Annotated in this window: 7 protein-coding genes; all 7 read left to right on the top strand. The window is 62.6% G+C overall.

The features are described from left to right. The first annotated feature begins 197 nt into the window (after positions 1-197). The 7 genes from NKH36_RS27295 to bglA all read left to right on the top strand — a co-directional run bounded on the left by NKH36_RS27295 (position 198) and on the right by bglA (position 13,061). Positions 198-2,660, top strand: coding sequence for a glycogen/starch/alpha-glucan phosphorylase (locus NKH36_RS27295; protein ID WP_352959487.1), 2,463 nt, complete (start codon positions 198-200; stop codon positions 2,658-2,660). 58 nt (positions 2,661-2,718) lie between these two features. Then, positions 2,719-4,932 carry a 1,4-alpha-glucan branching protein GlgB gene (glgB, locus tag NKH36_RS27290; RefSeq protein ID WP_352959489.1) on the top strand — a complete coding sequence of 738 codons (2,214 nt, stop codon included), beginning with the start codon at positions 2,719-2,721 and terminating at the stop codon, positions 4,930-4,932. A gap of 36 nt (positions 4,933-4,968) precedes the next feature. Continuing rightward, on the top strand, positions 4,969-6,237 hold the full coding sequence (gene glgC, locus NKH36_RS27285) for a glucose-1-phosphate adenylyltransferase (protein WP_352959492.1): 1,269 nt from the start codon (positions 4,969-4,971) through the stop codon (positions 6,235-6,237). Continuing rightward, the gene (gene glgA / locus NKH36_RS27280; RefSeq protein ID WP_352959494.1) at positions 6,238-7,683 is read left to right on the top strand and encodes a glycogen synthase GlgA; all 1,446 of its coding nucleotides are present in this window, start codon (positions 6,238-6,240) and stop codon (positions 7,681-7,683) included. 3 nt (positions 7,684-7,686) lie between these two features. Then, on the top strand, positions 7,687-9,315 hold the full coding sequence (locus NKH36_RS27275; protein WP_352959496.1) for an alpha-D-glucose phosphate-specific phosphoglucomutase: 1,629 nt from the start codon (positions 7,687-7,689) through the stop codon (positions 9,313-9,315). Between the two features lie 73 nt (positions 9,316-9,388). Next, entirely contained in the window at positions 9,389-11,446 is a 2,058-nt protein-coding gene (gene glgX / locus NKH36_RS27270; protein WP_352959498.1) for a glycogen debranching protein GlgX, read from the top strand. Then, positions 11,436-13,061, top strand: coding sequence for a beta-galactosidase BglA (bglA, locus tag NKH36_RS27265; protein ID WP_352959501.1), 1,626 nt, complete (start codon positions 11,436-11,438; stop codon positions 13,059-13,061). Before glgX ends, bglA begins: the two co-directional genes overlap by 11 nt.

The raw sequence follows: 13,061 nt of genomic DNA, 5'->3' as shown, positions 1-13,061 counted from the left end.
TGGCGATATGCGCATAATTAAGAACTAAGGCGCGTCGCATAGGCCGCCCCACACGATGCCTTTAAGTTTTTAAATTGCCGCAGGGTAAGCTTCCCCGCGGCAATCTAACTCGATTGAATGCATAACAATATGCGCTAGCATGGGCTGGGAGGAATGGTGAAAGCCGGTATGATCATGGCAACCGCACGAGAGGCAGCATGACGCGCGCGATGACATCCAAAGCTCCCATTCTCGAAAACTCCGATCCCAAGGCGCTTGCCGATGAAGTCTTGAAGGCCCTCAAATACAGGCTCGGCAAGGGTACCAGCGTCGCGACGCAATACGACTGGCTCACCGCCTCGATCAAGGTCGTGCGCGACCATATCGTCGATCATTGGATGCAGGCGACGCAAGAGGCCTACGCCCATCAGGAAAAGCGCGTCTATTACTTGTCACTGGAATTCCTCATCGGCCGCCTGATGCGCGACGCCTTCTCCAATCTCGGCCTGATGGACAATATGCGCGAAGCGCTGCGGTCTCTCGGCGTCGACCTCGACCTCATCGCGGCCCTCGAACCAGATGCAGCGCTTGGCAATGGCGGTCTCGGCCGGCTCGCCGCCTGCTTCATGGAAAGCATGGCAACCGTCGACATCCCCGCGCATGGCTATGGTATTCGCTATGCCAATGGCATGTTCCGTCAGGAAATCCATGGCGGCTGGCAGGTTGAGCTGCCCGAGACCTGGCTCGATCACGGCAACCCCTGGGAGTTCGAGCGGCGCGAACGCTCTTTCGAGGTCGGTTTCGGCGGCTCGGTGGAATCGATCACCTCGAAGGACGGCAGGCTTGAGCGCCACGTCTGGAAGCCGATCGAACATGTTCTGGCGGTTGCCTACGATACGCCGGTGGTTGGCTGGCGGGCCAACCGCGTCAACACGCTGCGACTCTGGTCCGGCATGCCGATCGATCCGATCCTGCTCGACAAGTTCAACGCCGGCGACCACATCGGTGCGCTCGCCGAAAGCAACAAGGCCGATGCCTTGTCGCGCGTCCTTTACCCTGCTGATTCCCACAAGGCCGGTCAGGAGCTGCGGCTCAGGCAAGAGTATTTCTTTTCCACCGCATCGTTGCAGGACATCATTCAGCGTCATCTCAGCCAGTATGGCGACCTGCAGTCGCTGCCCGACAAAGCGGCGATCCATCTGAACGACACCCATCCGGCCATCGCCGTGCCCGAGCTGATGCGCCTGTTGATGGATGTCCACGGCATGGATTTCGACCAGGCCTGGAGCATCACCAAGCGCACCTTCGGCTACACCAACCACACGCTGCTTCCCGAAGCGCTCGAAAGCTGGCCGGTGCCGCTGTTCGAGCGGCTACTGCCGCGCCATATGCAGATCGTCTACGCCATTAACGCAGAAGTGCTGCTGGAGGCGCGCGCCTCCGACCAGTTTTCTGACGAGCAGATCAGCCAGATCTCGCTGATACAGGAAAACGGCGAGCGCCGGGTGCGCATGGGCAATCTAGCCTTTGTCGGCTCGCACTCGATCAACGGCGTCTCTGCCCTTCACACTGAGCTGATGAAGGAAACGGTGTTTGCCGAGCTCCACAGGCTCTACCCCGACCGCATCAACAACAAGACCAACGGCATCACACCGCGGCGCTGGTTGATCCAGTGCAATCCCGGTCTCACCGCGCTCACCCGCGAGGCGATCGGCGACCGCTTCCTCGACGATATAGACGCGATCAAGGAGCTCGATGGTTTTGCCGACGACGCCGCCTTCCGCGACAAGTTCGCAGCAGTCAAGCGGGCGAACAAGGCCAAGCTTGCCAATCTCGTCGCCGACCGCCTCGGCATCAAGGTCGATCCCTCGGCGCTGTTCGACATCCAAATCAAGCGCATCCACGAATACAAGCGCCAGCTCCTGAATATCCTCGAAACAGTCGCCCTCTACGACCAGATACGCTCCCATCCGGAGCGCAACTGGATGCCCCGCGTCAAGTTCTTCGGCGGCAAGGCGGCGCCCAGCTATCACAACGCCAAGCTGATCATCAAACTCGCCAACGACGTCGCCAAGGTCATCAACCGCGACCCGGCCGTTCGCGGCTTGCTCAAAGTGGTGTTCGTGCCGAACTACAATGTCAGCCTGGCCGAGATCATGATGCCGGCCGCCGATCTTTCAGAGCAGATATCGACCGCCGGCATGGAAGCCTCAGGCACCGGCAACATGAAGTTCGCGCTGAACGGTGCCCTGACCATCGGCACCCTCGACGGCGCCAATGTCGAGATCAAGGAATGCGTCGGCGACGACAACATCTTCATTTTCGGCCTGACCACCGAAGAGGTCGCCGCGCGGCGCAGCAACGGCTATGATCCGCGATCGGTGATCGGAGCCTCTCCCGAACTGGCGCAGGCCGTGGCTGCCGTTTCGTCCGGCGTCTTTTCGCCTGACGATCCGGAACGCTATCGCGACCTGATGAACGGCCTCTATCAGAGCGACTGGTTCATGGTCGCCGCGGATTTCGATGCCTACGCCGCCACCCAGCGCGATGTCGACGCCGTCTGGCGCAACAGCCCGGATTGGTACGCCAAGGCAATCCGCAATGTCGCCCGCGTCGGCTGGTTCTCGTCCGACCGTACGATCCGCCAATATGCGAAAGAAATCTGGAACGTGCCGGTCTGATATGATTGCATGAGGCCACGAACAACGTGGTCCGGGTGCCGGGGAGGGTCACTGCCTGATGAGGAAGCCGCGCGCGACCGCTGCGACAAGCGGGCCGGATGGACTGGCTTCAGCCGGTGATGTCGCGGCGATTGTCGCCGGCACGCATGGTGATCCTTTCGCTGTCCTCGGTGTGCACGAGGTCGACAAGAGCTTTGTCGCCCGCTGCTTCGTCCCTCATGCCGAGTTCGTCACTGCCTACACGCTGACCGGCAAGAAAGCCGGCGAACTCTCCAGGCGCGACGAAGGCGGCTTCTTCGAGGGCAGCCTGTCGCTCAGAAAGCGTCAGCCGCTGCGCTATCACGCGCGCAATGCCGGCGGTGACTGGTGGCTTACCGATCCCTATTCGTTCGGTCCGGTGCTTGGTCCGCTGGACGACTACTACATCGCCGAAGGTTCGCACCTCAGGCTGTTCGACAAGCTTGGTGCGCATCTTATCGATCACGAGGGTGCGTCCGGCGTGCATTTCGCCGTCTGGGCTCCCAATGCAAGGCGTGTTTCGGTGGTCGGCGACTTCAACGAATGGGACGGCCGCAGGCATACGATGCGCGTCCGCCGCGACACCGGCATCTGGGAGTTGTTCATCCCCGATATCGGCGCCGGCCGGCCCTATAAATACGAGATCATCGGGCCCGATGGCGTGAGACTCCCGCTGAAGGCCGATCCATTCGCTTTCAAGTCCGAACTGCGCCCGGCCACCGCTTCGGTGACGGCGCTTCCGCCGGCGCATCAATGGGGTGACGAGGCGCACCGCAATTTCTGGCGCAACGCCGACCCCCGCCGCGAGGCGGTGTCGATCTATGAGGTGCACGCCGGCTCCTGGCAGCTTCACGACGACGGCAGCTTCCTGTCATGGGACGAGCTTGCCGGCCGGCTGATCCCGTACGTCGTCGACACGGGTTTCACCCACATCGAATTCATGCCGATCTCCGAACATCCCTATGACCCGTCTTGGGGTTACCAGACGACCGGCCTCTACGCGCCGTCGGCCCGGTTCGGCGATCCGGACGGTTTTGCCCGGTTCGTCGACGGCGCCCACCGCGCCGGCCTGGGCGTCATCCTCGATTGGGTGCCGGCACATTTTCCGGTGGACGCGCATGGCCTGGCCAATTTCGACGGCACCGCGCTCTATGAGCATGCCGACCCGCGCAAGGGCTTCCATCCCGACTGGAACACCGCGATCTACAATTTCGGCCGGCGCGAGGTGGTCTCGTTCCTGGTCAACAACGCGCTGTTTTGGGCCGAGAAATACCATGTCGATGGTTTGCGGGTCGATGCCGTCGCCTCGATGCTCTACCTCGACTATTCGCGCAAGGCCGGCGAATGGATCCCTAACGAAAAGGGTGGGCGCGAAAACCTTGAGGCGGTCAGCTTCCTCCAGAGGATGAACAAAGAGGTCTACGGCCATCATCCTGGCGTGATGACGATTGCCGAGGAATCGACCTCATGGCCAAAAGTTTCGCAGCCGGTGCATGAGGACGGGCTGGGTTTTGGCTTCAAGTGGAACATGGGCTTCATGCACGACACGCTGGAGTATTTCTCCAAGGAGCCGATTTTTCGCAAGCATCACCATGGCGACATCACCTTTGGCCTGGTCTACGCCTTCAGCGAGAATTTCGTGCTGCCGCTCTCCCATGACGAGGTCGTGCACGGCAAGGGGACGCTGCTTAGCAAGATGGCCGGGGACGACTGGCAGAAATTCGCAACGCTGCGCGCCTACTACGCCTTCATGTGGGGCTACCCCGGCAAGAAACTGTTGTTCATGGGGCAGGAATTCGCCCAGCGCCGCGAGTGGAGCGAGGCACGCGCGCTCGACTGGAGCCTGCTCGATTTTCGGGCCCATCGCGGCGTCTGGCAGACGGTGCGCGATCTCAACTATCTCTACCGCTCGCGCCCGGCGTTGCATGCGCGCGATTGCGAGCCGGAGGGCTTTTCCTGGCTGATCGTCGACGACAGCGCGAACTCTGTCTTTGCCTGGCTGCGCAGCGCGCCGGGCGGAAACCCGGTCGCTGTCATCTCCAATTTCACACCCGTGCCGCGCGATAATTACCGCGTGCCGTTGCCGACGGCTGGAAGATGGCGCGAGATCATCAACACGGACGCCTTCGACTATGGCGGTTCCGGCAAGGGCAATGGCGGTGCCGTCGAGGCTCGGGCGGAAGGAGGAGGCATCTCGGCGACGATGCTGTTGCCGCCGCTGTCGACGATCATGCTCGAATTTGCTCCGGACTAAGCGATGTCTCGCAGCGGGTAACTTGGGAGGATAAAAATGGCAGAGATAAAACGGACTCAGCCGCTGGCGCGCGATGCCATGGCTTATGTGCTGGCCGGCGGCCGTGGCAGCCGCCTCAAGGAATTGACCGACCGGCGCGCCAAGCCGGCGGTCTATTTCGGCGGCAAGACGCGCATCATCGATTTTGCGCTCTCCAATGCGCTCAATTCCGGTATTCGCCGCCTCGGCGTCGCCACCCAGTACAAGGCGCACTCGCTGATCCGCCACCTGCAGCGCGGCTGGAACTTCCTGCGGCCCGAGCGCAACGAGAGCTTCGACATCCTGCCGGCCAGCCAGCGCGTTTCGGAAACGCAATGGTATGAGGGCACGGCCGATGCCGTCTACCAGAACATCGACATCATCGAGGCCTACGGGCCCGAATACATGGTCATCCTGGCCGGCGACCACGTCTACAAGATGGACTATGAGCTGATGCTTCGCCAGCATGTCGACGCCGGCGCCGATGTCACCGTCGGCTGCCTCGAAGTGCCGCGCATGGAGGCGACCGGCTTCGGCGTCATGCATGTCGATGCCAAGGACACCATCATCTCCTTCATCGAGAAACCGGCCGATCCGCCCGGCATTCCCGACAAACCGGATTTTGCCCTGGCCTCGATGGGCATCTACGTGTTCAAGACCAAGTTCCTGATGGAGCAACTGCGCCGCGACGCGGCCGAGCCTGGCTCAAGCCGCGACTTCGGCAAGGACATCATCCCCTATGTCGTCGAGCACGGGAAGGCGATCGCCCACCGCTTCGCCAAATCCTGCGTGCGCTCGACGGCCGAGAACGAAGCCTACTGGCGCGATGTCGGAACGGTCGACGCCTATTGGGAAGCCAATATCGACCTGACCGACATCACGCCGGAGCTCGACCTCTACGACCGCGACTGGCCGATCTGGACCTATGCCGAGCTGAAACCGCCGGCAAAGTTCGTGCATGACGAGGATGGCCGCCGCGGCTCGGCGGTGTCGTCGCTCGTCTCGGGCGATTGCATCGTCTCTGGTGCTTCGCTGAAGCGAAGCCTGATCTTCACCGGCGCGCGCATCAACTCCTATTCGACGCTCGAGGAAGTCGTCATGCTGCCCGACTGCCATGTCGGCCGCAACGCAAGATTGAACCGCGTGGTGATCGATCATGGCGTAAGGATACCGGAGGGGCTCGTGGTCGGCGAGGATCCCGTTCTCGACGCCAAGCGCTTCCGCGTTTCCGAAAAGGGCATCTGCCTCGTCACGCAGGCCATGATCGACAAACTGGGATTGCAATGAATGCAAGTTCTGTCGGTCACGCCCGAAATATTCCCTCTGATCAAGACTGGTGGGCTTGCCGACGTGACCGGCGCGTTGCCTCTCGCGCTCGCCGGCAAGGGCGTGACGATGCGCACGCTTGTTCCCGGCTATCCCCAGGTGATGGATGCCTTCAAGAAGAAAAAACCCGTTCACCAATATCCGCTGCTGCAGGGCGGCAAGGCGTCGGTCCATGCTGTCCAGATTGCCGGGCTCGACCTGTTCGTGCTCGACGCGCCGCATCTGTTCGATCGTCCCGGCGGCCCCTATGGCAATGCCACCGGCGCCGACTGGCCGGACAATTGGCGGCGTTTCGCGGCCGTGAGCCAGGTTGGCGGCGACATCGCCGGCGGCGTCATCTCGGGCTACCAGCCGGACATCGTCCATGCCCATGACTGGCAATCGGCGATGACGCTGGCCTATATGCGCTACGGCAAGGCGGTCGGCACGCCGTCGATGATCACCGTCCACAACCTCGCTTTCCAAGGTCAGTTCGGCGCCGGCATCTTTGGCGAGCTTGGCTTGCCGGCGGCGGCCATGGCGCTCGACGGCGTCGAATATTATGGCGGCGTCGGTTTCCTCAAGGCCGGCCTGCAGGCCGCCTGGGCCATCACCACCGTCAGCCCGACCTATGCGCAGGAGATCCGCTCGCCGGAATTCGGCATGGGGCTCGATGGCCTTGTCAACATGCGATCCGTCGATCTCTATGGTATCGTCAATGGCATCGATACCGAAATATGGAACCCTGAAACCGACAAGCATCTGGTCTCCAACTACACGGCCAAGTCATTGAAGGCGCGGCACCCCAACCGGACCGCGGTCGAAGATCGTTTCAACCTCGACCGCGACGACAGTCCGATCGCCTGCGTTATCAGCCGTCTCACCTGGCAGAAGGGCATGGACATACTGGCGACGGTGATCGACGGGATCGTTGCGAGGGGTGCGCGCCTGGCGATCCTGGGGTCCGGCGACGCCGGCCTCGAAGGTGCGCTGCTGGCCGCCGCCGCCCGCCATCGCGGTCGCATCGGCGTCGTGGTCGGTTACGACGAGGGGCTGTCCCACACCATGCAGGGCGGCTGTGACGCCATCGTCATCCCGTCGCGCTTCGAGCCTTGCGGGCTGACTCAGCTCTACGGCCTGCGCTATGGCTGTGTGCCGATCGTCGCCCGCACCGGTGGCCTTGCCGACACGGTCATCGACGCCAATGAAGCGGCCGTTTCGGCAGGCGTCGCAACCGGCTTCCAGTTCGCGCCCGCCGATGCCGGCGCCTTGCTGCACGCCATCCGCCGGCTGGTCGCGGCGCACGCCAACCCCACCGTCTGGACGTCGATGCAGCGGCAGGGCATGAAGGCGGATGTGTCGTGGGACAAAAGCGCAGAAAAATACCTCGAACTCTATCGCTTGCTGCTTTCGAAAAGGGTTGCCTGAAGCATGATACGCACCGTCGCCACCAAGCCCTACTTAGACCAGAAGCCCGGCACTTCCGGGCTGCGCAAGAAAGTGCCGGTGTTCCAGCAGGAGTACTATGCCGAGAACTTCATCCAGTCGATCTTCGATGCACTGGACGGGTTTAAGGGCAAGACCCTGGTGATCGGCGGCGACGGCCGCTTCTACAATCGCGAGGTCATCCAGAAGGCCATCGCCATGGCGGCTGCCAACGGCTTCGGCAAGGTGATGGTCGGCCAGGGCGGCATCTTATCGACGCCGGCCGCTTCGCATGTCATCCGCAAGTACAAGACCTTCGGCGGCATCATCCTGTCGGCCAGCCACAATCCGGGCGGCCCACACGAGGATTTCGGCATCAAATACAATGCGGGCAATGGCGGCCCGGCGCCGGAAAAGCTGACCGACGCGATCTTCGCCAAGACCAAGATGATTTCGAGCTTCAAGATCGCCGACATCGGCACGGTCGACCTCGACACGATCGGTACGGTCGAGGCGGGCGGCATGACGGTCGAGGTGATCGATCCGGTCGCCGACTATGCCGAGCTAATGGAAGGCCTGTTCGATTTCGATGCCTTGCGCGCACTGTTTAAATCGGGTTTCCGCATGCGCTTCGACGCCATGCATGCCGTGACCGGTCCCTACGCCAAGGAGATCCTGGAGAACCGGCTCGGCGCGCCGAAGGGCACCGCCCGCAACTTCATTCCCCTACCGGATTTCGGCGGCCACCATCCCGACCCCAATCTGGTTCACGCCAAACACCTCTATGACGAGATGATGGGACCGGATGCGCCTGATTTCGGCGCTGCTTCCGACGGCGATGGCGACCGCAACCTGATTATTGGCAAGGGCATTTTCGTCACCCCGTCGGATTCGGTGGCCATGCTTGCCGCCAACGCCCATCTGGCGCCGGGCTACAAGGCCGGCCTGAAAGGCATCGCGCGCTCGATGCCGACCAGCGGCGCGGCCGATCGCGTCGCCGAAAAGCTCGGCATCGGCATCTATGAAACGCCGACCGGCTGGAAATTCTTCGGCAATCTGCTCGATGCCGACATGGCAACGATCTGCGGCGAGGAAAGTGCGGGAACCGGCTCCAACCATGTTCGGGAAAAGGACGGGCTGTGGGCCGTGCTTTTGTGGCTCAATATCCTTGCTGCCCGCGGCGAAAGCGCCAAGCAGATCGTCACCGAGCACTGGGCCGCCTATGGCCGCAATTACTACTCGCGCCACGACTATGAGGAGGTCGAGACCGACCGCGCCAACGCGCTGGTCGACGAATTGCGAACGAAACTCGCATCACTTCCCGGCGCCAGCGTGCGTGGCATGAAGATCGCCAGCGCCGACGATTTCGCCTACCACGACCCGGTCGACGGCTCGATAGCCAGGAACCAGGGCATCAGGGTGCTATTCGAAGGCGGATCGCGCGTCGTCTTCCGTCTCTCCGGCACCGGCACCTCGGGAGCGACGCTGCGCGTCTATATCGAGCGCTACGAACCGGACAAATCCAGGCACGATCTCGACACGCAGGAGGCGCTTGCCGATCTGATTGCGGCAGCCGATGACATCGCCGGGATTCGCAGCCATACCGGCCGCGCCAAGCCGAGCGTGATCACCTGATGCCATCTAGACCATAATCCCGAACCGACGGTCCGCGTCAGCGAAAGGTGGGAGCCGGTTTTCGGAAAGGATCATGGCCAAACAGGAAGATAGAATACCGGCCGGTAATCGGCCGTATCGGCCGCGATTTGGCGGACTTGTCGGGCAAGGCGGCGTTCGCTTTGCCGCATGGTCGTCCGCGGCCCGCCGGCTCTGGGTCTCGATCTTCGATGAGCAGGGTAACGGGGAGATCGACCGGCTCGAACTCCAGCCGGAAGGCGAGGGCGTTCACGCGCTTTCCGTTGCCGGCCTCGCTGCCGGCACCCGATACGGGTTTCGCGCCGATGGCGAGAATGCACCCGAGCAAGGGCTCTGGTTCGATCCCGACAAGCTGCTGGCCGACCCATATGCCGTCGAGATCGACAGGCCCTACGTCTATCGCGGCCGGCTCGCCGCAAGACGGGGCGAGGGCACCGATACCGCGCCGCTGCTGCCGAAGGCGATTGCCGCCATCCTGCCGCAACCGGTGCCTGCCTTGCCGCCGCTATTCCAGCCCGGTGGCCTGATCTACGAGGTGCCGGTGCGCGCCCTCACCATGCTGCATCCGGACATCCCGAAGCCCCAGCGCGGGACGATTGCGGCCCTTGCCCATCCGGCCATCGTCGAGCACCTGAAAAAACTCGGGGTCGGGGCGGTCGAACTGATGCCGGTGACGGCATCGATCGATGAGCGGCATCTGCCGCCGCTCGGGCTGCGTAACGCCTGGGGTTACAACCCCGTGACCTTCATGGCGCTCGATCCGCGCCTGGCGCCCGGCGGTCTCGCCGAATTGCGACAGACGGTTGCCACGCTGCGTGAGGCGGACATCGGCGTCATCCTCGACCTCGTCTTCAACCACACCGGCGAAAGCGACAGGCTTGGGCCGACGCTGTCGCTGCGCGGCCTCGACAGCCGCGCCTACTACCGACATTGGCCGGACGGCAGCCTGGTTAACGACACCGGCACCGGCAATACGGTCGCCTGTGATCATCCGATCGTCCAGGAAATGGTCCTCGACACGCTTCGTCACTTTGTCTGCCATGCTGGCGTCGACGGTTTCCGCTTCGATCTGGCGCCCATTTTGGGTCGGATCGATGGCGTATTCGACGCCGCGGCACCGTTGCTCATGGCAATTCGGAACGACCCGGTCCTTGGTGACAGGGTGCTGATCGCCGAGCCTTGGGATATCGGCCCGGACGGCTATCAGCTTGGCAATTTTCCGCCGCCCTTCCTCGAATGGAACGACAGATATCGCGACGACATCCGCCGGTTCTGGCGCGGCGATAGCGGCATGGTCGGCGCGCTGGCGACCCGGCTTGCCGGCTCGTCCGACGTGTTTGCCAAGCCAGGCCAGCAGACGAGCCGCAGCGTCAATTTCATCGCCGCGCATGACGGCATGACTCTGGCCGACATTGTTGCCTACGAGCACAAGCACAATGAGGCGAATGGCGAGCAGAACCGCGATGGCCACGACGACAACTTGTCCTGGAACAATGGCATCGAGGGTGAGACCGACGACCGGGGGATCGTTACGGCCCGTTTCGATGACCAGTGTGCGCTGCTGGCCACGCTGTTTGCCTCGCGCGGCACGATCATGCTGACGGCCGGAGACGAATTCGGCCGCACCCAGCAAGGCAACAACAACGCCTATGCGCAGGACAACGAGATCACCTGGCTCGACTGGACCGGCCGCGATCAGGCGCTGGAACAATGCACTGTTTTGCTCGCTGCGATGCGTCGTTCCGTGCCGACGCTTTCCGACACGCGCTTCCTGACTGGGCAGTCGCGGCCCGGGTCAGAAATACCGGACGTCGTCTGGCTCACTGAAACCGGCATGCCGCTCGACGACGCAGGCTGGCGCGATCCGGGGCGGTACCGCCTGGTCATGGTGCTCGGCGGCGATGATTGCTGCGTTGCCGTGGTCGTCAATGGCGATCGCCGGGCGTGTATGTTCACGCTGCCGGAGCGCGACGGATTTCGCTGGGAGCCAGCCATCGAAACACCGGACGGCGCAGCAGGAATTTCACGGCCGGTGCCGGGGCGATCGGTGATTTTCATGATCGAACACAAAGCCGCGCAGGCTCAGATAGAGGAAAACGGCGGTGGCAAGTGACAACACCGAGTGGTGGCGCGGCTGCGTCATCTACCAGATCTACCCGCGCTCCTTCCAAGACACGACGGGGGACGGCAGTGGCGATCTGCGCGGTATCACATCGAGGCTGGCGCATGTCGCATCGCTTGGCGCCGACGCCATTTGGCTGTCGCCCTTCTTTAAGTCGCCGATGGCCGATATGGGCTACGACGTATCCGACTATACAGCCGTCGATCCGATGTTCGGCACATCAGAGGATTTCGACGCGGTGGTCGCCGAGGCGCACCGTGTCGGCCTGAAAGTCATTATCGACCAAGTCCTGTCGCATTCGTCCGACCGGCATGAATGGTTCGTCGAAAGCCGCGCGAGCCGCGATAACCCTAGGGCGGACTGGTATGTCTGGGCCGATCCGAGGCCTGACGGCACCGCCCCCAACAACTGGCTGTCGGTCTTCGGCGGTCCCGCCTGGGAGTGGGACGCGACCCGCAGGCAATATTACTTGCACAATTTCCTTGCCTCGCAGCCGGACCTCAATTTCCACAATCCGGAGGTTCAGGACGCCTTGCTGGAAACGGTGCGGTTCTGGCTGGAGCGCGGCGTCGACGGCTTTCGGCTCGATACCGTCAACTACTATGTCCATGACCGCTGGCTGCGCAGCAACCCGCCCCTGGCGTCGAGCGTCGCCGGCACCAACACCGAAACCAATCCCTACCTCTATCAGGAACATCTGTTCGACAAGACGCAGCCCGAAAACCTCGCATTCCTCAGGCGTTTTCGGGCGCTGCTCGACGAGTATGAGGGCCGCGCCGCTGTCGGCGAGGTCGGCGACGAAACCCGTTCGTTGCAGACGCTCGCCGCCTACACCGGCGGGGGCGACAAGCTCGACATGTGTTATACGTTCGACCTGCTCGGTGCGCAATTCTCGGCAGCACATGTACGCGGATGTGTCGAGGCTTTCGAGAGTACGGTCTTGGACGGCTGGGTCTGCTGGGCGTTTTCCAACCACGATGTCGTTCGCCATGTGACACGCTGGACGAGGCCCGGCGGCAATCTGGAAAGAATGGCGAAGTTCTCGATCGTGCTGCTGTCGTGCCTGCGCGGATCGATCTGCCTCTATCAGGGCGAGGAGCTCGGCTTGGAGGAGGCCGAATTAGCATTCGAGGATCTGCGCGATCCATACGGCATCCGCTTCTGGCCCGGGTTCAAGGGCAGGGATGGATGCCGCACGCCGATGGTCTGGGAAGCGGGCGCCGACAACGCCGGGTTTTCAACAGGCGAGCCGTGGCTCCCGATCCCGGAAAGCCATCGCGCCCGCGCGGTCGATATCCAGAACGGCGAGGAGAAGTCGGTTCTCGCCGGCTATCGGGCGATGCTCGCCTTGCGCAAGCAGCATGCGGCGCTGGTGCAGGGTTCGATCCGCTTTCTCGATGCCGAGCGCGATGTGCTTGCCTTCATTCGCGAAGGCGGCGGCGAGAAGCTGCTCTGCGTCTTCAATTTCGCCGAGAAGCCGGCCAGCTGGCCGTTGCCGCAGGATATCGACGTCGCAGAGACGATCGATCTTGGCGCTAGTGCCGCGTTTCAGGAAAAAACTCTGTCGCTGCCGCCCTTGGGCTGCTTCCTCGGAAGAGCCGGCTGA

Source organism: Mesorhizobium sp. M1312 (genome assembly GCF_040318115.1).
Lineage (GTDB): Bacteria > Pseudomonadota > Alphaproteobacteria > Rhizobiales > Rhizobiaceae > Mesorhizobium.
The sequence above is the reverse complement of the archived record's forward strand: the minus strand, read 5'-3'. Positions and strand labels throughout refer to the sequence as shown.